A 20343-nucleotide genomic window follows, 5' to 3' on the forward strand; every position below is an offset into this window, starting at 1 on the left:
ATTAATTTTATCAATTTCATGGATTTCAATACTTATCAAAAATTTCTATTAATTTTCTTACAGGTCTTTATAGATTTCGACATCAAGAGATTATTTCCTTTCCCTATTGGTTAAATCTCCAGCGAAAACCAAAGTATCAACAAATTATCCAAATTCTTTCACATCTACTAAATTAAATCCAAATTATGTTATAGTATACTTTAGATTAGGAGGCAATTAAAATGAAAAAATATAATAGTAAAATAAATAAAATCCGTTCATTTGCATTATCCCTTATTTTCATTGGCTTCATTATTATGTATGGAGCGATTTTCTTTAAAGACAGCGCAATCTTATCATTAGTATTCATTTCACTTGGGCTTCTTTGTATTATCGGCAGTACGGCTGTTTATGGTTGGATTGGTTTATTGTCCACGAAGGCTGTGCCCGTAGTATGCCCGGAATGCGGTAAATGGACAAAAGTTTTAGGCCGTGTCGATATGTGTATGTACTGTAACGAACCACTAACGCTTGACCCTTCACTAGAAGGGAAAGAATTTGATCAAGCGTACAATAAAAAATAATACCTAACGTGCATTCAACTTACATGAATGCACGTATTTTCTCAAAAAAATCCCAGCAGCTAATAGAACTGCCAGGATTTATTGATTATTGAACTTTCTTTGCGCCTGTTGCTACACATTCAGGACATGTGCCGTATACTTCTAAGCGGTGCGAGTTCACTTCAAAGCCTGTTACTTGTGAAGCAAATTGCTCTACTTCATTTAAGCCAGGATAGTGGAAGTCGACGATTTTCCCACAGCATTCACAAATCATGTGATAGTGATCACCTGTCACAAAATCAAAACGACTTGCTGAGTCCCCGTAAGTAAGCTCTTTTACTAAGCCCACTTCACGAAAAACACGTAGATTATTATATACTGTCGCTACACTCATGTTTGGAAACTTATCACATAGCGCTTTGTAAATATCATCAGCTGTTGGGTGATTCATACATTGAATTAAATATTCTAAAATCGCATGACGCTGAGGAGTAATTCGTACACCGGTAGTCTTTAACGTGTCTAGCGCATCTTTTAAATGCAATTCAGACATCGTCAGCACCTCTCTTCATACATATTATTAATTTATAATTGTTATAAATAGTGTAGCGAATATATCCACAACTTGTCAACATTTGCTTACCCCAATTGAATTAAAAGTAAATAATTAAAAATGCTAATTGAAAATAGGTTGCCAAAAGCCTTATTTTCCGTAGTCGCCATTCTCAATTAGTAGCCTCGTAAAATGTCCATTTTATTTTCTAAATCTCGTTCCCCTGCTAACCACTTCTGTAAACTCGGCTTAAAAATGTCTAAACTACGTTCGACATAGCGTGAAGAATGGCTTGAAAAGTGTGGGGAAAGCGTTACATTATCTAACTCCCATAGCGGGCTATTCGCTGGTAATGGTTCAATTTCATAAACGTCTAATACCGCATGGGCAATCAGTTTATCATTTAATACATTTACTAAAGTTGCTGTTTCTACTAAATCACCGCGCCCGAAATTCATGAATAGCGCCGTGTCCTTCATTAATTCGAAATGCTCGCGCTGAAGGAAATGCTTCGTTTCCTTCGTAGACGGTAGCATCGAAATGACGATATCTGCTTTTGGTAACTGTTCCTTCAATACATCTAGTTTATGCGTTTCGTCCATAAATAATGCCTCTTCACCTGAACGGTTGCAGCCGATTGTGTACACATCAAACGCTTGCAAAATACGACCAATTTCTGCACCAATTGCACCTGGACCGATAATTAGTGCTGTGCTGCCATTTAACTCAGTTACACGCGCTTTTTTATTCCATTCCTTTTTCTTCTGTTGCTCATAGATAAATGGCAGTGCACGTTTGTACGCTAAAATGTGCGCTAAAATCGATTCCGTCATTGGCTTTTTATGTATGCCACGTACGTTTGAAACAAAAATATCACGCGCGGCAATGGCTTCGGCTGGCATTTTTTCGACACCTGCTGATGCAACGAAAATCCATTCCAGTTTTTCAGCATGCTCAAGATGCTCGGCTTTTAAATCTTCACCGTAAGTAACTAAAATTTCAGCTGCACTTAGCTTTTCTACATCTATTTTTGCATCAAATACAAAATCAACTTGTGGAAATTCCGCAACAAGTGGCTGCTTTAAATCTTCGCGTGGTTCAAAAGTAAAATAAACGTTTACCATGAGGATTCCCCTTTGTGCACGATTAATTTGTGCGAGTTTTTAAATAGTTTAACACATCTTCAATATGATTTTTGACGCGGACTTTGCGCCACTCCTTCTCTACAATGCCTTGTTCATTAATTAAAAACGTTGTACGCTCAATGCCCATATATTCCTTGCCAAAATTTTTCTTCAGTGTCCACACACCGTAAGCCTCTGCCACTTTATGTTCTGCATCTACTAGTAATGAAAACGGTAGGCCATGCTTTTCAATAAATTTCGTATGCTTCGCCGCATCATCTAAGCTCACCCCTAAAATGACCGCATTTAAATCTGAAAAGTCTTCGTAGCTGTCGCGGAAGTCACAGGCCTGTGTTGTACAGCCTGGTGTTAGATCTTTTGGATAAAAATATAAAATCACGTTTTTTCCTTGATAGTCCTGTAAGCTTACCTGTTCCCCATTTTCATTTTGCAATGTAAAGTTCGGTGCTTGTAAATTTTCTAATGTCATATGCATTCTCCTTCAAATTTTCTTCTATCGTACAAAACTATGCCGATTGTTTCAAATTCTTTGGCGTAGCTCCCCATTACATACTACAATAGAAGAAAATCTTTTAATGTAAGCCTATTTGGAGGAATAATGATGAATCATACAAAGTCTGAGCAACTTCATGAAGAAGCGCTAAAACATATCGTTGGTGGGGTAAATAGTCCATCACGTTCGTACAAAGCAGTTGGTGGTGGTGCCCCAGTAGTTATGGCGCGTGGTAAAGGTGCACATTTTTGGGATGTGGACGGCAACCGTTATATTGACTATTTAGCAGCATACGGTCCGATTGTTACGGGTCATGGTCACCCGCACATTGCAAAAGCCATCGCACACGCGGCGGAAACAGGTGTATTATTCGGTACACCGACTGAGCACGAAATTACATTTGCTAAAATGTTAAAAGAAGCAATTCCTACATTAGATAAAGTTCGTTTTAACAACTCTGGTACAGAAGCGGTCATGACTTGTGTACGTGTTGCGCGCGCATTCACGGGTCGCACAAAAATCATGAAATTTGCTGGCTGCTATCATGGACATTTTGACCAAGTATTAGTTGCGGCTGGTTCTGGTCCTGCCACACTCGGCTCACCTGACTCTGCCGGTGTTCCTACGTCAGTAGCAACTGAAGTAATCACAGTACCCTTCAACAACATCAAAGCATTCGATGAGGCAGTCGCTGTTTGGGGTGACCAACTTGCGGGGATTTTAATCGAGCCAATCGTTGGGAACTTCGGGATTGTTGAGCCAAAACCTGGTTTCTTAGAGCACGTACATACTGTTGCAAAAGAAACAGGATTCTTAACAATTCACGATGAAGTCATCACAGCATTCCGCTTCCACTATGGTGCCGCGCATACAATGCTCGGCTTAACACCAGATTTAGTAGCAATGGGGAAAGTTATCGGTGGTGGTTTACCCATCGGTGCATACGGTGGTCGTTTAGAAGTGATGAATACAGTCGCACCACTTGGCCCAGCATATCAAGCTGGTACAATGGCGGGCAATCCAGCGAGTATGCAAGCGGGTATTGCTTGTCTTGAAGTGTTACAACAACCTGGTATTTACGATGAAATGGATCGTTTAGGTGCATTATTAGAAGAAGGCATTTTAGCTGCTGCGAAAAGGCACGGTGTAACCATTACTTTAAACCGCTTAAAAGGTGCATTTGCTGTCTACTTCACAGATGAAAAAGTAGAAAATTATTACCAAGCGGAAAATACAGACGGCGAAAAATTCGGCCGCTTCTTTAAATTAATGCTTTCACAGGGCGTGAACTTAGCCCCTTCAAAATACGAGGCTTGGTTCTTAACTACTGAGCATACAGATGCTGATGTAGAAGAAACATTAAAGGCGGTTGACTATGCGTTTTCACAACTGTAAATTTTAATTGAACAAATACTTAGCAAAAGCCGCTATAATGGGATTACATTATAGTGGCTTATTTTATACTTGTAGAAAGGAGGACCTCTTATGAAACTAGGAGCACGCGTATTAAAAACCGGCGTCGCGATTGTCTTTGCATTATTTTTAGCAGAGCTATTAAACGTACCATCGCCTGTGTTCGCTGCCATTGCTGCGATTTTTGCTATTCAACCTTCCATTTATCGCTCTTATCTTACTATTATTGAACAAATTCAAGGCAATTTAATCGGCGCTACCATCGCGGTACTTTTTGGTCTTGTCTTTGGCCATCATATTGTCGCAGTCGGTATTGCAGCAATTATCGTGCTTGGGATTATGATGAAATTAAAACTAGAAAAGTCGATTTCATTAGCACTTGTAACGGTTATCGCGATTATGGAAGTACCTGGCGATGACTTTCTAACATTTGGTTTAATTCGATTTGGTACCGTGATGCTCGGCGTCTTTGCAGCATTTATTGTAAATCTCGTTTTCTTACCACCTAAATACGAGGTGAAGTTATTCAAAAAAATCAATTCCGTACAGGATGATATTATTCGATGGGCACGACTAGCGGTGCGTCAAGCAAGTGAGCATACTTCAACAAAAATGGCGATTACGAAATTACAGTCTCGCTTAAATGAGCTAGATATAATGTATGGATTCTTTAAAGAGGAACGTAGCTATTTTAAAAATCAAAAATACGTAAAGGCTCGGAAACTTGTAGTCTATCGCCAAATGCTAACGACATCGAAGAAAAGCTTAGAACTCCTCATGCGCCTACATAAGCATGAAAACGAGCTCGGTAACTTACCTACTCAGTTTCAAATTATTATTCAGGAGCGTTTAGATTTTCTCTTAACCTACCATGAGCAGCTCCTATTAAAATATACAGGCAAGTTAAGACCCGAGCATTCTAAGTGGACTCGTCATGAAGAGTATTTACAAGGAAGCGAATTAATGGAACAATTTATTAAGCAAATTGTCCTCGCTCAAGAAGAAGCAACGGAGGACGAACAGTTTTCTAGCTATCACTTACTTTATATTTTATCGCGTATTTTAGATTACGAGGAAAACTTAGAACACCTCGATACATTAATCGTTTCCTATCGCAGCTATCATAGCGATGAAAAGAATTTAGATTTAGAGTCTGAGTTTTATTAAGAAAAGCGTTGCTCATCAGTAAAAAAAACGGAAGCACCGTAACTTGGTGCTTCCGTTTAATTTTTCATTTTTGGATCGAGTGCATCACGTAAACCGTCGCCCATTAAGTTAAAGCCGATTACTGTGAGCATAATCGCTACCCCTGGGAAAATCATGGCCCACGGTGCATTGAGTAAAAACATCCGCGCATCTGCTAGCATCTTACCCCACTCCGGTTGCGGGGCCTCTGCACCTAGACCTAAAAAGCCAAGTGCTGCCGCTTCAATAATCGCTGTCGCAATCGCTAATGTACCTTGCACGATTACCGGTGTCATGGAGTTCGGTAATATATGCTTCCACAGAATACGTGAGTTTTTCATGCCAATTGCTTTTGCTGCATGAATGTATTCCTCTTCTTTGATGGTTAGTACGCGCGAGCGAATGAGTCGTCCAAAGCTCGGAATATTAATAATCGCAATGGCAATCAATGCATTTTGCAGTGACGGACCTAAAATTGAGACAACTGCAATCGCTAATAAAATACTCGGAAATGCTAGCATAATATCAAAAATACGTGAAATAACCGTATCAATAAAGCGTCCATAATAACCTGCGATAATCCCCAAAAAGCTACCAACCGTGGCCGAAATCAGTACCGCTGATAAGCCAACTGTTAAGGAAATACGCGTTCCGTGTAAAATACGTGAAAATACATCCCGCCCTAAATCATCTGTCCCAAACCAAAACTCCGAAGATGGAGGCTGCAAACGAAGACTTAAGTTTTGATCATTAATACCTTGTGGTGCAAAAAGTGGTCCAAAAATTGCAACCAGTACAAAGAACAGTACGATACCACTACCTACTAATGCTGACTTGCTCTTTTTAAAGCTGAGCCATGCTTCACGCCACGGTCCATTTACGCGATCTTGCTTTTCAATTACCTGTGGTCGTTTTGGAACGAATTCCATATGCTGCGCCTCCTTCCTAGTTGTATTTAATTCGAGAATCGATGACGGTATACAAAATATCTACTATTAAATTAATCATAACGAATAAAAAGGCAACAATTAAAATACCAGACTGAATCACCGGATAATCCCGGAAACCGATTGCTTCATAAATGTAACGTCCAACCCCTGGCCAACTAAATATTGTCTCCGTTAAGATTGCACCACCTAACAGCATCCCTGTTTGTAAACCAATCACAGTAAGTACTGGTATCAGTGCATTTTTGAGTGCATGCTTGTACACAACTTTATACATTTTTTGCCCCTTAGCACGTGCTGTTCGTACAAAATCTGAACGCATGACTTCAAGCATCGATGCGCGTGTCATACGTGCGATAATTGCTGTTGGTATCGTTGCAAGTGCAATGCCTGGTAGGAATAAATGCTTCAACACCACGACAAATTGATCAAAGCGACCTTGCATTAAGGTATCCAGTAAATAAAAGTGCGTAATCGCTGTTACAGGATCTCGCACATTTTCACGCCCTGATGTTGGAAGCCAACCTAGGTTAATACTAAAAACCCATTGTTCCATTAAACCGAGCCAGAAAATCGGCATCGACACGCCGATTAACGCAATCACCATCGCTAAATAATCAAACCAAGAATTTTGGAACCACGCTGAAATAATACCTGCGTTTACCCCTAGAATGACGGCGAGAAAAATAGCAAAAAAAGCAAGTTCAAACGTAGCCGCTAAATAAGGCCAAACTTCCGTAGTAATTGGTTGGCGTGTACGCAAAGAGTCACCTAAATCGCCAGTGACTATCCCTTTTAAATACTCGAAATATTGTATATACCACGGATTATCTAATCCTAGTTTGTTACGCAGTGCTGCAATTGCTTCAGCAGTAGCTTGCTGACCTAAAATAACTTGTGCAGGGTCTCCAGGAATTGCTCGAATAATTAAAAATACAATAAAGGTCATCCCGAGTAATACCGGTATTAAATGTAAGAGACGTTTGCCAATGTAGTGAAGCATACTCTTCACCCCTTTTGTTGAAATCATAAGTATTATTAGTTAAGTAATAGTCGTAACAAGATAAAAAGGAGAGGCAAGTTACCTCCCCTTCTTCTTTAACTATTCAATTGAAACATTGTCTAATTTATCTGAGCCTGTTGGATGGGGTTGGAACCCTTTCACACCAGCTTTTGCTGCCAATAACGGTGTCGAGTGCGCTAAAGGAACCCACGGCGCATCTTCGTGAATAATTTCTTGTGCTTTTTTGTATAGATCAATACGTACATTTTCATCTGTTTCTGATTGTGCTTTGATTAATAAATCATGCACTTCATCATTTGAATAGTATGAATAGTTATTTGAACCGATGTTGTCTTTATCTAATAGCGTATAAATAAAGTTATCAGCATCCCCGTTGTCACCTGTCCAACCAAGCATGAATGCATCTGCTTCACCATTTTTTGCTTTGTCTAAATATGTTGCCCATTCAAACGAAACAATTTTAGATTTCATCCCTACATCTTCTAAGTTCTTCTGAATAACTTCAGCCACTTTTGCTCCGTCCGGCATGTAAGGACGAGGAACTGGCATTGCCCATAGCTCAATTTCCTTGCCGTCATAACCAGCTTCGGCTAATAATGATTTTGCCTTTTCTGGATCATATGGATATGGCTCAATGGCTTCGTTGTAACCACTAATTGACGGTGGCATTGGGTTTGCTGCTACTTGTGCACGTCCTTCAAAGAACGCATCTACAATCGCTTGCTTATCGATTGCATAGTTTACCGCTTGACGTACTAATTTGTTGTCAAATGGTGCACGTGTACTTGTTAAGCCTAGGTAACCAATATTCATTGAAGGACGCTCGATTAATTGTAGTTCAGCATTTCCTTCTACTGTTTTACCGTCAGATGGATTAACCCCATCCGCTAAATCGATATCACCTGCTGTTAACGCATTTAAGCGGGCTGAGTTATCCGGAATTGAACGGAAAATAACTTTATCTAATTTCGGTAACCCTTGTTGCCAGTAGTCTGGATTTTTCTCAATTGTAATAGAATCGTTACGTTTCCAATCTGTAAACTTGAATGGCCCTGTCCCTACTGGATTGTCACCAAATTTATCGCCTGCTGCTTCAAATGCTGTAGGTGAAGCGATACCAAACGGACTCATTGCTAAGTTCTTTAAGAAAGGTGCTTGTGGGCGAGACAGTGTGAAGATTACTGTATAGTCACCATCAGCCTTTACATCTGTAATAATATCTGCACCCTCTGCTTTAAACATCGAGTTGAAGTAGTAGAAATCGTCCTCTGTTCCACCCTTCCAGCGGTTCACGTTTTTAATGACTGCATCGGCATTAAAGTCTGTACCGTCGTGGAATTTTACCCCTTCTTGCAATGTAAATGTGTACGTTAAGCCATCATCGGAAACAACCCACTCTTTCGCTAAACCAGGGTGAATCGTTGTATCTTTCTCACCAAAGTTCAATAATGTTTCAAATAAGTTTTGTGTAACCTTAAATGATTCACCATCTGTCACAATACCTGGATCTAGTGATACAGAATCTGCACCGCGACCGAATACTAACACTTGAGGTGTTGAAGATGTCGTGTCATCTGTAGTCTTGTTATCCGTTTCTGTACCTGAATCCGTATTACCTGAGTCCGGTGTTGATGAATCTGAGTCATCCGTATTACATGCTGCTAAAAATACGGTCATGGTTAAAAGTAAAATTAACGCAAGTAAATATTTTTTTCCTTTCATCAATAAAATACCCCCTATATGTGTTTGTTTGTTTATATCATTGCTGCTGATCATATAAATGACAGGCAACAGAATGACCCGACCTTACTTGCTGTAATTTTGGCACCGCGACTTTACAATGCTCCATCGCTTTTGGACAACGAGTATGGAACGTACAACCAGAAGGAGGTTTGGACGGACTCGGTATATCCCCTGTTAAAATCAGTTGCTCCCGTTCAAATTGTGGATCAGGTACCGGAACAGCTGATAACAGCGCTTGGGTATACGGATGAAGTGGTTCGCTGTACAGCAGCTCACTATCTGCAAGCTCAACCATTTTCCCTAAATACATGACACCGACACGGTCGCTAATATGGCGCACAACCCCTAAATCATGGGCGATGAAAATATACGTAAGTTGTAAATCATCTTGTAACTTTTGCATTAAATTTAATACTTGAGCTTGAATCGATACATCTAATGCGGATACCGGTTCGTCAGCGATAATCAGCTTCGGGTTTGTCATAAGCGCTCTTGCAATACCAATACGCTGCCGCTGCCCTCCACTAAATTGGTGTGGATATCGCTTAGCATAATGAGCGCTTAAACCAACAATCTCTAAATACTCGTGTACTTTCTTTTTACGTTCCTGTGAATTCCCCATACCATGAACAATTAGCGGTTCTTCTAATATTTTTTCAATGGTATGCCTCGGATTAAGTGAGGCGTATGGATCTTGGAAAACCATTTGAATCTCTCGCCTTGCTTTACGCATTGCCTCAGCATTTAACGTTGTCAGTTCTACATCATCAAAGGTAATCGAGCCCGCAGTAGGCTCATGTAGGCGCATAATTGCGCGACCTGTTGTCGATTTCCCACATCCTGATTCACCTACAATTCCTAGCGTTTCCCCTTCGAATAATTCGAATGAAACATCATCAACTGCTTTAACATCTCCTATGTGGCGCGAGAACATCCCATGACGAATCGGGAAATATTTTTTTAAATTTTCAACCTTCAGCAGCACTTTCGCCATGTAATACGCCCCCTTTTTCCTCTAATAAAAAGCATCTTGCTTTATGAACCGTCGATGCTTCATAGAGCATTGGATTTTCTTGTGTACAGCGGTCAAAGGCATATTCGCAGCGCGCTGCAAATCGGCAGCCTGTTGTGATCGAACCAGGCTTTGGTACGTTTCCTGGAATTGAATACAGTGAATCCTTTTTATAGCGCATGTCTGGAACCGATTGAATGAGTCCTTTTGTATAGGGATGCTGTGGGTTCTTGAAAACCTCATTAACCGGTGCTTCCTCTACAATTTGCCCTGCATACATAACAATGACGCGTGAGCAGGTTTCTGCTACAACACCTAAATCATGTGTAATCAGCAATACCGCCGTATGCAATCGTTCATTTAAATCGCGCATTAATTTTAAAATTTGCGCTTGAATCGTTACATCGAGCGCCGTTGTTGGCTCATCTGCAATAAGTACTTTCGGATTACAAACAAGTGCCATCGCAATCATCACACGCTGGCGCATGCCTCCAGATAATTGATGCGGATATTCTTTAATTAACTGTTCTGGTCGAGGTAGCCCAACAAGCTTCATCATTTCAATTGCCCGGACCGTTGCCTGTTTTTTAGACCATTTTGTATTATGGATTAAAATAGCTTCCACAAGCTGATTGCCAATCGTAAATAAAGGATTCAGTGACGTCATTGGCTCTTGAAAAATCATCGCCATGTCATTGCCCCGAATTTTGCGCATTTCTTTATCACTGTATTTCGAAATATCTTTTCCATTTAATAAAATTTCACCATGTGTAATTTTTCCTGGTGGACTTGGTACGAGCCCCATAATCGATAATGATGTAACACTTTTACCACAGCCGGATTCACCTACAATCGCAAGTACTTCTCCTTCATGAATAGAAAAGCTAATAAAATCCACCGCAGCTACATTTCCACTATCCGTAAAAAAGGTTGTTTCAAGCTCCTTTACTTCCAATATAGGCTTTCGTTTCATGTGACCACCTCGCTTCTACAATAATCAAATTCATTTATGATGCATGCTATTATTACAACTATTAAATTTCGATATCATTGTTATATATGCTCATTTTCTATCCATTAAGTACATATTTCGCATGAAACTATTTATTATTTAGAAAAGCGCTAAAGTGCCCTTTAAGCCCCGGCAGGCATTGGAGGGGCCGACTAGAAAGTAAGGGCTTCATCACTTTCGACGGCGGGACCGAAATGGCCGAGGGGCTGGCGCTTTATCCTAGACACACTAAAAGGGTAAAATTTTATACTTACTTATTCTTTAAACAAAAAAACTACCTTTCACCAATTTCTTTGGTAAAAGGTAGTTTCTTTATTTCATTAATCTAGTTTTTGAATTTGGAATAAATTATAGTAGGCACCTTGCTTATTCATTAACTCATCGTGTGTACCTGCTTCAGATACTTCACCATGTTCGATAACGATAATTTTATCAGCATGTGTAATCGTTGATAAGCGGTGGGCGATGACAATCGTTGTACGCTCATTTGCTAAACGATCCAGCGATTCTTGAATTAACGCTTCACTTTCTAAATCAAGTGCTGACGTTGCTTCATCTAATACTAAGATGGCTGGGTCTTTCAAGAACACACGCGCAATCGCCACACGTTGCTTTTGACCACCTGATAATTTCACGCCGCGCTCGCCGACTTTTGTATCATACCCTTGTGGTAAATTTAAGATGAAGTCATGTGCGTTCGCAGCTTTGGCAGCAGCAATTATCTCTTCATCTGTTGCATTTGGATTCCCCATTAAAATATTTTGCTTCACAGAATCACTAAACAAAATATTATCCTGTAAGACAATGCCGATTTGTGCCCGTAATGAGGCAAGTGTCACATCTTTTACGTCAATATCATCAATTCTTACCGCGCCCGCTGTTGCATCATAAAAGCGTGGAATTAAACTAACAATCGTTGACTTTCCGCCACCACTCATCCCGACAAAGGCAATGGTTTGTCCCGGTTCAATCGTGAAATCGACGTTATTTAAAATCATATTGCCGTCTTTTTCATATTCGAATGATACCTGATCAAATTGTAATTTGCCTTTTGCTGTTGGTAAGTTAATGGCATGTTCTTTATCCTGTACATCATACTTTTCATCCATTAACTCAAACATACGATCCATCGATGCGATTGATTGCGTTAATGTTGTCGATGAGCTGACTAAACGACGTAATGGGCCATATAGGCGTTCGATATATGCATAAAACGCGACCATTACTCCGATTGTGAGGCCCTCATTTAAATAAAGATAACCCGCATAACCAACGACGATTAGCGGTGCCATCTCAGTAATCGTATTGACGACCGCAAATGATTTGGCGTTCCAGCGTGAGTGCGCTAGTGCTTTATCTAAAAACTCACCGTTTGTTTCATCAAAGATTTTTTGTTCATGCTTTTCAAGTGTAAAGCTTTTAATAATACTCATGCCGGCTACGCGTTCATGTAAATAACTTTGTACTCCTGCAAGCGCCTGTGAACGGTCTTTTGTTAAACTACGCAGCTTACCGAAGAAGTACTTCACACTAATTGCGTAAAATGGTAGGACAATGAGCGATACAATCGTTAACTTCACATCCATTTTCAGCATAATCCCTATAACAATGAGGATCGTTACTAAATCTAACCATAAATTCATTAGCCCGGTCATGACGAAGTTTTTCGTTTGTTCTACGTCATTGATGACACGCGAAATGACCTCACCTGCGCGCGTATTGGCATAATATTTTAAGCTCAGTTTTTGTAAATGACCGTACAATTCTTTACGAATATCAAAAAGAATATTGTTACTTAAATTTTGCGCAAAGTATTGGCGATAATACTCGATTGGTGGGCGTACAACGAAAAATAGTACGAGTGCTGCACCAATCCATGTAAATAATTGCTTCGTTTTTTCATCTGTAGAAAGCGTGTCATTTAGTAACACATCATCTAAAATCACTTGCAATAGCCACGGTAAAAACAGTGGTATGGCAAACTTAATAATCCCGATAACAATCGTTAAAAATAATAAAAATTTATATGGCTTTACAAAGCGCATATAGCGTTTAATGCTGTCCAATGCAAAAACATCTCCCCTCAGAAAAATTTTGCAACAGGAACCATCATATCATAATTTTCCATCTTTTTATGCATGAGATGCTTATACTGGTTAACTCTTTTGTGCTACACTCCGGGGAAAATGCGTTGAATTAAGTTCATTTTAAGCTCATGTTCGTTGTACTGCGTTCCGAGGCACGCTTTTCTGAGGGCGTGGCTCCAACTAACTTTCGATGCCTCTTAGGCGGCATCTCGCTTCGCGGCACTCTACTTTGGTATAAAAGGCTTTTCTTTAAAAATAATGCGGATCCTTTTAAATCAACACTACCGATAAGCATCACCGAGTATTTCTACTCTCTACCGCCTCGCGTTAGCGCAAGCGGCTTAATTTTACGTTCTTCAACTTCATAACGAGCACAACAATTTGCGATTGGCGTGCCTTGCAAACGGCAATAAAGGCAGTGATAAAGACATGTATCACATGGCTTTAGCGCTGTCTTGCCGTAGCACGCCAATCAAGAAAGCAAAACTTTATACGAAAAATCCCAAAATTTAATTAAAGAGCACAAAAAAAGCCAAAGCAAACAGGATTGTTTACTCAGACTCTTCGATACTTTTATTCGCTTGAATTTCGCTTAGGAGCTCATAGCGGCTTGTCCAGGATTGAATGAAATCTGGTGCGAATGGACCGCGACGTTGTTCAATCCAACTAAGCAACGTTTTGACATTACGCTTTAAAATTTTATCAATCACTTCCGGGTAATCCATTTCCAATTTGTGCTGTTCGTATTCATCTTCATCTAATAACGCATAGGTCATATCAGGGAAAACTTTTACATCTAAATCATAGTCAATGTATTTTAAGCATTGATTATCAAACACAAATGGGGAACTAATGTTGCAGTAATAATAAACGCCATCTTCACGCAACATACAAATAATATTAAACCAATGCTCCGCATGAAAGTAACAAATCGATGGCTCTCGCGTTAACCAAGTACGACCATCGGATTCCGTCACAAGTGTTTTTTCATTCGCACCAATAATAATATTTTTCGTCGCTTTTAACACCATCGTTTCTTGCCAGACACGGTGGATATTACCATTGTGCTTATAACTATGTATTTGGATTGTATCTCCTTCAAACGGTAATGCCATTGTAAAGCCCACCTTTTCGTCTTAGCTAAAAATTCTAGCAGTCTTTATTGTATTATAGCAATGCTTTGGCAAAACTTGTAGTTCCAATACTATAATTTTCAATTTTATGTGAAAAAAGCGTCTTTTCCTTTTCGATTGATTATTTATATAGAAAAAGTGTGCCAACTAGTTGGCACACTCCTTCAGTTAGAAATTATTATTGTTACGTTTTGAAAATTGCGTGTTGCGTTGTTCTTGCTCGCGTTTTTGTTTTTGGCGTTGCTCTTCTAATTGTTCGAAGTTTTGATCGTTACCAAATTCCTCACGATTATTTTGATTTTGGAATTGGTTGTTTTGGTTGTTTTGGTTGTTTTGGTTGTTGTTGTTGAGGTTATTGCTGTTGTTGTTGTTATTTAATTGTTGGTTACGATTGTTTTCATTTCGCTTCATATTTGTCACCTCCACGCCCATTATTGTGGACGGTCGGCGCATAAATTATGCATGAAGCTAATTGATTTTTCTCCAAATTTTCAGCATCGGTACAGGCATCGGTAACTGTTCAATTTGTTCTTTCGTGAAAAATGCGGTGTTTTTCGGTAATTGTTCAGGTACTTGTAAAGCATCGACTAAATAGCTGTCGATTAACCATTTCAAATGCGAAAATACATGCTTAAAACTCTCAAGTGGTACTGCCAGTGCATGATCTAACAGCAGTCCATACTGCTGCTCTGCTTTCGAAAATGAATTTTCATCGGCTACACGTTCAATCATCACAAATTGCCACATATTCGCAAGTAAACCTTCTTCTGCTCGCTTTTCCATTAAAAAGCGCCCTTCTACGTCACGAATCACAAGTACATCATAATCGAGGTTTTTCGTTTTCACCTTTTTTGATTTCACCGGTAAACTTGCCGGATCTCCTTCATGAAACACGGTGCAGTAATCGTGGACCGGGCATAGCAAGCATTTCGGTGAAGTGGGCGTACATATTAACGCGCCAAGCTCCATTAAACCTTGGTTGAATTCAGATGTATGCGCCGGATCAATTAATGCGGTTACGGCCTCTTCAAATATTTTCTTTGTTTTCGGTAAGGCAATATCGGCATCAATGTTTAGTACGCGGCTTAATACACGCATCACATTACCGTCTACTGCATGCTCTGGCTTGCCATACGCGATACTTAAAATCGCGCCTGCTGTATAGGGACCGACACCTTTTAGTTTTGAAATATCATGGCGATTATCAGGTACTTTGCTGCCGTATGTTTCAACAACTTCCCTCACTCCTGCTTGTAAATTACGTACACGTGAGTAATAGCCAAGTCCTTCCCACATCTTTAATAGTTCTTCTTCTGGTGCATACGCTAAGCTTTCTGATGTCGGATATTTTTCCATAAAACGATTGTAATAAGGAATGACCGTATCGACGCGCGTTTGCTGGAGCATCACTTCTGATACCCAAATTCTGTACGGGTCCTTTGTGTGACGCCAAGGTAGGTCGCGCTGTTCTTCTTGAAACCATTCGACTAATGCTTGTCGAAATTGTGTTGTATAGGGATAGTTCACATTGTCCTCCAAAAATTCGATTTTATTTCACGTAAAAAGGGTATATTATAAGGATAAATAGTATTGTTAATTATTTCCGTTTAAGCGCCGTTCTTTTTTTACATGGAACAGCTTTGTCTACGAAAGGATGATCATTTTGGATTCAGGCACACATTTTGTTATGGGGATTGCTATTGGTGGCCTGGCACTTGCTGACCCTGTTGTAGCAAGCCATCCGATGACATTTGCCGCAGTGGTGGCAGGTACAATCATCGGGCAACAGGCACCTGATATCGATACTGTATTAAAGCTTCGTAATAACGCTGTTTACATTCGCCATCATCGTGGGATTACCCATTCGATTCCCGCTGTTTTACTTTGGCCATTGCTCATAACGGGCGTCTTGTCACTGTTACTACCTTCAGCAGACGTGTTCCATGTTTGGCTTTGGACGCAACTTGCCGTGTTTTTACACGTGTTTGTAGATATTTTTAATGCATATGGTACGCAAGCACTGCGACCTTTCTCGAAAAAATGGGTAGCACTTGCTGTTATTAATACGTTTGATCCGTTTATTTTCGGAATTCACTGCCTTGGTATTTTACTATGGGCGTTCGGTGCAGATCCTGTTATTACGTTTAGTATCATGTACGCGATCATTGTACTTTACTATTTCGTACGTTTTGCGCTTCAAAGAGCGGTTAAAACGGCGGTGCATAGCGAAATTAAAGACGAGGAATTCGTTATTGTTGCACCAACGATGAAGTTTTTCCAGTGGAAAGTTGCCGCAAAATCAAAAACACATTTTTACGTAGGCCGCGCTTATCGCCGTACGGTTAATATTTACGATAAATTCCCGATTGAACCGATTCCAAAAACGGACTTTGTCAATGCAGCGTTAAAAGATCCAAATTTAGATGCCTTTTTATCCTTTTCCCCAATTCATCACTGGGAAATCTCTGAGCTGGATAATGGGTTAACGGAACTTCGCTTAATCGATTTACGCTATCGTAGTAATGACCATTATCCATTCGTAGCGGTTGCGCATTTAGATCATGAGTTAAACATCGTGAATTCGTATACGGGCTGGATTTTCACCGAAGAAAAATTGCAGAAAAAGCTGCAGATTGGTGCTGGTAACGAATAAAATGAAGGGTGTGTTAAAGGTTTTTTGCCTTGAACACACCCTTGTTTTAATTTACTGTTTCATCGCCATCATTTAATAAATGTGCATACTTCGGATTTTTCGCTGCAAATAAATGCAACTTATCCCCATAGCTTTCGATTAATTGACTCACAAGCTTTGCTGTATATTCCGCCCCGCGGTAATCTACACCCGCTTTTGCTGATGTTGCTTCAAAGTCACTACATAAAAGCTCAACCCACGTACGTGCACGCCCTGTTGACAATGCTGGATTTTTTGCAAGTAGTTCCTCGGTTAATTTTTGATATAACGCTTCCATCTTATTTCCCTTCCTTCATTGGTCGTAAAATTGAAACCGGTAAGGCCTCTTCAAAACGGTCTGAACCTAAACGATGTCCCCATGCAAAACGTCCTTTTAAACGATCTACTTGGAAAAACTCACCCGGCGAACCTGTCAGGCGATACATTTCACCTGGAATAATTGTTGAAAGGTCTACTAAATACGCTTCTGCCATTAATGCTTTACGCTCATATACCGCGTATTCGTTGACGATTCCTAATTGCTCGGCTTTACGTGCAAGTTCGCGTAAGTTCGCTACTTCCTGACGTAGCTCTGCTTCTGACATTTGACTATATGTTAATTCATTCATCTTGTTGTTGCTCCTTTTGTTCGATAAATTCCGCAATCACTTCTGCTGGGAAGCCTTTTTGATACAGTGCCTGCTTTACCTTTTGATGCAGGTCAAAGCCTGTTAATTTGTTCGCATATTTGCGCCAAATTTTATCACCTTGATTTTCGATTAACGCACTCCACTCGTCTTCCTCGCGCTCTAACGTTAGCTGGCCAAAAATTTCTGAAACGATTGCATACGAATAGCCTTTGCGCAGTAAGACATCTTGGATTTTTTGCTTCACCTGTGAAGGTGTTTTATTTGTATTGCTGCGAATTGCCTTTTCTGCTAATTCCATTGCTAGCTGTAGCTGCTCTTCATGACCAAATGTTCCGAGTACTTCTTGCTGTAAGTCTTTCGCGATGCCTTTTTTCATTAAATCTTGGCGAATCGCTGCTGGTCCTTTTTTGGCGGTACGCTTTCTCGTTTCAAGAAGCGCTTTTGAATAGCTCTCATCATTTAAAAAACCAAGACGATTTAACTTATGAATCGATTCTTGAACAACTGCTTCGCCGTGCCCAGCCTGAAGTAGCTTTTGCTTTACTTCGTGCTCACTGCGCATTTGGTAACTTAAAAAGCCTAATGCCTTATTAAAAGCTTTCGCGATTTCATCTTCATATTGTATTTCATCAATTTCGATTTGCTCAAGTACTTTGCCTTTTTGCAAGCCAAACTTTATGAGTGTACCTTCATCCACTGCAAACGCGTACTGTTCATTTAAATAAATATTGTAACGCTCTTGATTACGTTTTTGACGACCTATTTTCGTAATAACTTGCAAACATGTACACCTCGCTTTACTTCTACGTACATTTTAGTATACATCTTTTTACTTCTAGTTTCATTGCACAGTATACTAGAGACAGGATATTTCGAGGAGGGATTAAAGTGAAAATTGCTATTGCAGGTGGTACAGGAATGGTCGGTAAAAAATTGACCGAGCTTCTATTAAAAAATAATCACGAAGTTATCATTTTAACACGTAGTGAACCGCGCACCGAAAACAACATTCACTATGTACAGTGGTTAAAGACAGGCGCACAACCCGAAACACAGCTTGAGCAGCTAGACGCATTTATTAATTTAGCCGGTGTGTCGCTAAACGAAGGGCGCTGGACCAATGAGCAAAAAGAGAAAATTTATAATAGCCGCATGGAATCAACCGATGAAGCCATCCGGATTTTACAAGCACTTGCGCACAAACCAAACGTACTCATCAATGCAAGCGCAGTTGGCATTTATCCTGTCTCCGAAACGGCCGTTTATACCGAAAGCTCTTCTGAACAAGCCGACGATTTCTTAGGGAGCGTTGTCGCAGACTGGGAACAAAAAGCCGCACAGGCAGAAAAATTAGGGATCCGCACCTGCTTCACGCGCTTTGGTGTTATTTTAGCAAAGGGCGAAGGCGCGCTACCGATGATGGTGCTACCGTATCAGTTAGGTGTCGGCGGTACGATTGGCTCTGGTCAGCAGTGGCTAAGCTGGATTCATGTTGACGATGTGGCACGTGCCATGGTTTTTGTCATTGAAAATGAACAATTACAGGGCCCGATTAATTTTACAACACCTAATGTCAAACGTATGAAAGCCTTTGGACAAGCAATCGGCAAAGCACTAAGCCGCCCACACTGGTTACCTGTACCAAGTATCGCGCTAAAACTGGCACTAGGTGAAAAAAGTATACTCGTACTAAAAGGACAGCACGTACTACCTGAAAAATTGGTAAATGCAAAATTTACATTTCACTACGCCTCTGTCGAAGATGCGATCCGTGATCTTTATAAATGAATAAAATAACTGTTTCCACGCAACCTACCTGTAACAAATATGTGAAAGGAGGTTGCTTTTTTTCGTGAAAAAACATGTGATTGGCATCATGTTCGTTGTTTGCGCAACGTTCATTTCCTATATGACCATTGCCAAAGCCGAAGAATTCCACTGGGGCTTTAAACCAAGCCGCAACGCCGAGCCCGTCGAAATTGGTGAACCATTAGAAGGTTTACTCGAAAATTATGGCGCCATTTATAAAGGAGACCCTGCTAAAAAGGTTATTTATTTAACGTTTGATAATGGCTATGAAAATGGCTTTACTGAAAGCATTTTAAATACGCTGCGCGCAGAAGAGGCACCCGCAACATTTTTCTTAACCGGCCATTATTTAACAAGTGCGACCGATTTAGTGAAAACAATGATTGAAGATGGTCACACAATCGGCAATCACTCAGATGGTCATCCGAATATGGCAAAGCTCACAGCAAACGGCATGAAAGAAGAATGGTTTCGTTTTGATGAAAAGCTCTATGAATTAACAGGCATTGATCGTACGTATTATGCCCGACCACCTGAAGGAATATTTAACGAAGAAGTATTAAAGGTAGGAAATGAGGTTGGTTATCGTCATATTTTTTGGTCCATTGCCTTTAAAGATTGGCTGAAAGATGAACGCCGTGGGTATGAATATGCCTATAATGCGCTTATGGAGCAACTGCACCCCGGGGCGATTATTTTAATGCACACCGTTGCACAGGATAACGCCGAGGCACTACCAAAATTTATAAAGGACGCAAAAGCTCAAGGCTACACGTTCGGTTCAATTGACGATTTAGTACTCGAATATGCACAAATTTCACCATACTAAAAGTGACGTTTCTTTTCTTTCAAGTCGTTGTCCGTTATAATGGAATGATGAAGAAAAACGACTCGGCTCGCACTAGATCTTAGTGCGAGTTGAAG

At 40.2% G+C, this 20343-nt stretch carries 21 protein-coding genes; 6 read left to right on the forward strand and 15 right to left on the reverse strand.

Annotation, left to right across the window (positions count from 1 at the left end; genetic code table 11):
• The first annotated feature begins 221 nt into the window (after positions 1 to 221).
• Positions 222 to 563, forward strand: coding sequence for a YgzB family protein (locus tag NSQ62_RS17920; protein ID WP_341321427.1), 342 nt, complete (start codon positions 222 to 224; stop codon positions 561 to 563).
• A gap of 85 nt (positions 564 to 648) precedes the next feature.
• Here the strand turns inward: NSQ62_RS17920 and perR are convergent, their stop codons facing one another.
• The 3 genes from perR to bcp all read right to left on the reverse strand — a co-directional run bounded on the left by perR (position 649) and on the right by bcp (position 2709).
• Positions 649 to 1095, reverse strand: coding sequence for a peroxide-responsive transcriptional repressor PerR (perR, locus tag NSQ62_RS17925; RefSeq protein WP_341321428.1), 447 nt, complete (start codon positions 1093 to 1095; stop codon positions 649 to 651).
• Between the two features lie 176 nt (positions 1096 to 1271).
• Positions 1272 to 2219, reverse strand: a complete 948-nt coding sequence (locus tag NSQ62_RS17930; RefSeq protein WP_341321429.1) for a D-2-hydroxyacid dehydrogenase — start codon at positions 2217 to 2219, stop codon at positions 1272 to 1274.
• 22 nt (positions 2220 to 2241) lie between these two features.
• Positions 2242 to 2709, reverse strand: a complete 468-nt coding sequence (gene bcp, locus NSQ62_RS17935) for a thioredoxin-dependent thiol peroxidase (RefSeq protein WP_341321430.1) — start codon at positions 2707 to 2709, stop codon at positions 2242 to 2244.
• A gap of 132 nt (positions 2710 to 2841) precedes the next feature.
• Between bcp and NSQ62_RS17940 the strand changes: the two genes are divergently transcribed.
• A complete protein-coding gene (locus NSQ62_RS17940) occupies positions 2842 to 4128 on the forward strand; it encodes a glutamate-1-semialdehyde 2,1-aminomutase (protein WP_341323970.1) in 1287 nt (428 codons plus the stop codon).
• A 90-nt stretch (positions 4129 to 4218) separates the two neighbouring features.
• Positions 4219 to 5313: an aromatic acid exporter family protein gene (locus tag NSQ62_RS17945; RefSeq protein WP_341321431.1), complete on the forward strand. Its 1095-nt coding sequence runs from the start codon at positions 4219 to 4221 to the stop codon at positions 5311 to 5313.
• 56 nt (positions 5314 to 5369) lie between these two features.
• Here NSQ62_RS17945 and NSQ62_RS17950 read toward each other — a convergent pair whose 3' ends face one another.
• The 9 genes from NSQ62_RS17950 to mutY form a co-directional block, all read right to left on the reverse strand.
• The gene (locus tag NSQ62_RS17950; protein ID WP_341321432.1) at positions 5370 to 6260 is read right to left on the reverse strand and encodes an ABC transporter permease; all 891 of its coding nucleotides are present in this window, start codon (positions 6258 to 6260) and stop codon (positions 5370 to 5372) included.
• Positions 6261 to 6276: 16 nt separating this feature from the next.
• Positions 6277 to 7281, reverse strand: a complete 1005-nt coding sequence (locus NSQ62_RS17955) for an ABC transporter permease (RefSeq protein ID WP_341321433.1) — start codon at positions 7279 to 7281, stop codon at positions 6277 to 6279.
• A gap of 99 nt (positions 7282 to 7380) precedes the next feature.
• Positions 7381 to 9024 (reverse strand): ABC transporter substrate-binding protein, encoded by a 1644-nt coding sequence (locus NSQ62_RS17960; protein ID WP_341323971.1) that lies wholly within the window; start codon positions 9022 to 9024, stop codon positions 7381 to 7383.
• A 37-nt stretch (positions 9025 to 9061) separates the two neighbouring features.
• Positions 9062 to 10039, reverse strand: coding sequence for a dipeptide ABC transporter ATP-binding protein (locus NSQ62_RS17965; protein WP_341321434.1), 978 nt, complete (start codon positions 10037 to 10039; stop codon positions 9062 to 9064).
• Positions 10014 to 11030 (reverse strand): ABC transporter ATP-binding protein, encoded by a 1017-nt coding sequence (locus NSQ62_RS17970; RefSeq protein WP_341321435.1) that lies wholly within the window; start codon positions 11028 to 11030, stop codon positions 10014 to 10016. Before NSQ62_RS17970 ends, NSQ62_RS17965 begins: the two co-directional genes overlap by 26 nt.
• Positions 11031 to 11389: 359 nt before the next feature.
• Entirely contained in the window at positions 11390 to 13114 is a 1725-nt protein-coding gene (locus NSQ62_RS17975) for an ABC transporter ATP-binding protein (protein WP_341323972.1), read from the reverse strand.
• 593 nt (positions 13115 to 13707) lie between these two features.
• Entirely contained in the window at positions 13708 to 14271 is a 564-nt protein-coding gene (locus tag NSQ62_RS17980) for a DUF402 domain-containing protein (RefSeq protein WP_341321436.1), read from the reverse strand.
• Between the two features lie 186 nt (positions 14272 to 14457).
• Positions 14458 to 14700, reverse strand: coding sequence for a hypothetical protein (locus tag NSQ62_RS17985; RefSeq protein WP_341321437.1), 243 nt, complete (start codon positions 14698 to 14700; stop codon positions 14458 to 14460).
• Positions 14701 to 14757: 57 nt separating this feature from the next.
• A complete protein-coding gene (gene mutY / locus NSQ62_RS17990) occupies positions 14758 to 15816 on the reverse strand; it encodes an A/G-specific adenine glycosylase (RefSeq protein WP_341321438.1) in 1059 nt (352 codons plus the stop codon).
• Positions 15817 to 15952: 136 nt separating this feature from the next.
• Between mutY and NSQ62_RS17995 the strand changes: the two genes are divergently transcribed.
• The gene (locus tag NSQ62_RS17995; RefSeq protein WP_341321439.1) at positions 15953 to 16942 is read left to right on the forward strand and encodes a metal-dependent hydrolase; all 990 of its coding nucleotides are present in this window, start codon (positions 15953 to 15955) and stop codon (positions 16940 to 16942) included.
• A gap of 46 nt (positions 16943 to 16988) precedes the next feature.
• Here NSQ62_RS17995 and NSQ62_RS18000 read toward each other — a convergent pair whose 3' ends face one another.
• From NSQ62_RS18000 to recX, 3 genes are read right to left on the reverse strand one after another with little or no spacing between them, the layout of a single operon-like run.
• Positions 16989 to 17258, reverse strand: a complete 270-nt coding sequence (locus NSQ62_RS18000; protein ID WP_341321440.1) for a YfhJ family protein — start codon at positions 17256 to 17258, stop codon at positions 16989 to 16991.
• A 1-nt stretch (position 17259) separates the two neighbouring features.
• On the reverse strand, positions 17260 to 17589 hold the full coding sequence (locus NSQ62_RS18005; protein WP_341321441.1) for a YfhH family protein: 330 nt from the start codon (positions 17587 to 17589) through the stop codon (positions 17260 to 17262).
• On the reverse strand, positions 17582 to 18391 hold the full coding sequence (recX, locus tag NSQ62_RS18010; protein ID WP_341321442.1) for a recombination regulator RecX: 810 nt from the start codon (positions 18389 to 18391) through the stop codon (positions 17582 to 17584). Before recX ends, NSQ62_RS18005 begins: the two co-directional genes overlap by 8 nt.
• A gap of 107 nt (positions 18392 to 18498) precedes the next feature.
• Between recX and NSQ62_RS18015 the strand changes: the two genes are divergently transcribed.
• Positions 18499 to 19398: a TIGR01777 family oxidoreductase gene (locus NSQ62_RS18015; RefSeq protein ID WP_341321443.1), complete on the forward strand. Its 900-nt coding sequence runs from the start codon at positions 18499 to 18501 to the stop codon at positions 19396 to 19398.
• Between the two features lie 88 nt (positions 19399 to 19486).
• Positions 19487 to 20248 carry a polysaccharide deacetylase family protein gene (locus NSQ62_RS18020; protein ID WP_341323973.1) on the forward strand — a complete coding sequence of 254 codons (762 nt, stop codon included), beginning with the start codon at positions 19487 to 19489 and terminating at the stop codon, positions 20246 to 20248.
• Positions 20249 to 20343: the final 95 nt, after the last annotated feature.

Origin of the sequence: Solibacillus sp. FSL H8-0523 (assembly GCF_038051985.1) — a bacterium.
Lineage (GTDB): Bacteria > Bacillota > Bacilli > Bacillales_A > Planococcaceae > Solibacillus.

Excerpts from the sequence above, each read along its gene's own strand:
- NSQ62_RS17920 (WP_341321427.1), top strand. The coding sequence starts at position 222 with ATGAAAAAATATAATAGTAAAATAAATAAAATCCGTTCATTTGCATTA.
- perR (WP_341321428.1), bottom strand. The coding sequence starts at position 1,095 with ATGTCTGAATTGCATTTAAAAGATGCGCTAGACACGTTAAAGACTACC.
- NSQ62_RS17930 (WP_341321429.1), bottom strand. The coding sequence starts at position 2,219 with ATGGTAAACGTTTATTTTACTTTTGAACCACGCGAAGATTTAAAGCAG.
- bcp (WP_341321430.1), bottom strand. The coding sequence starts at position 2,709 with ATGACATTAGAAAATTTACAAGCACCGAACTTTACATTGCAAAATGAA.
- NSQ62_RS17940 (WP_341323970.1), top strand. The coding sequence starts at position 2,842 with ATGAATCATACAAAGTCTGAGCAACTTCATGAAGAAGCGCTAAAACAT.
- NSQ62_RS17945 (WP_341321431.1), top strand. The coding sequence starts at position 4,219 with ATGAAACTAGGAGCACGCGTATTAAAAACCGGCGTCGCGATTGTCTTT.
- NSQ62_RS17950 (WP_341321432.1), bottom strand. The coding sequence starts at position 6,260 with ATGGAATTCGTTCCAAAACGACCACAGGTAATTGAAAAGCAAGATCGC.
- NSQ62_RS17955 (WP_341321433.1), bottom strand. The coding sequence starts at position 7,281 with ATGCTTCACTACATTGGCAAACGTCTCTTACATTTAATACCGGTATTA.
- NSQ62_RS17960 (WP_341323971.1), bottom strand. The coding sequence starts at position 9,024 with ATGAAAGGAAAAAAATATTTACTTGCGTTAATTTTACTTTTAACCATG.
- NSQ62_RS17965 (WP_341321434.1), bottom strand. The coding sequence starts at position 10,039 with ATGGCGAAAGTGCTGCTGAAGGTTGAAAATTTAAAAAAATATTTCCCG.
- NSQ62_RS17970 (WP_341321435.1), bottom strand. The coding sequence starts at position 11,030 with ATGAAACGAAAGCCTATATTGGAAGTAAAGGAGCTTGAAACAACCTTT.
- NSQ62_RS17975 (WP_341323972.1), bottom strand. The coding sequence starts at position 13,114 with ATGCGCTTTGTAAAGCCATATAAATTTTTATTATTTTTAACGATTGTT.
- NSQ62_RS17980 (WP_341321436.1), bottom strand. The coding sequence starts at position 14,271 with ATGGCATTACCGTTTGAAGGAGATACAATCCAAATACATAGTTATAAG.
- NSQ62_RS17985 (WP_341321437.1), bottom strand. The coding sequence starts at position 14,700 with ATGAAGCGAAATGAAAACAATCGTAACCAACAATTAAATAACAACAAC.
- NSQ62_RS18000 (WP_341321440.1), bottom strand. The coding sequence starts at position 17,258 with ATGGAAGCGTTATATCAAAAATTAACCGAGGAACTACTTGCAAAAAAT.
- NSQ62_RS18005 (WP_341321441.1), bottom strand. The coding sequence starts at position 17,589 with ATGAATGAATTAACATATAGTCAAATGTCAGAAGCAGAGCTACGTCAG.
- NSQ62_RS18020 (WP_341323973.1), top strand. The coding sequence starts at position 19,487 with ATGTTCGTTGTTTGCGCAACGTTCATTTCCTATATGACCATTGCCAAA.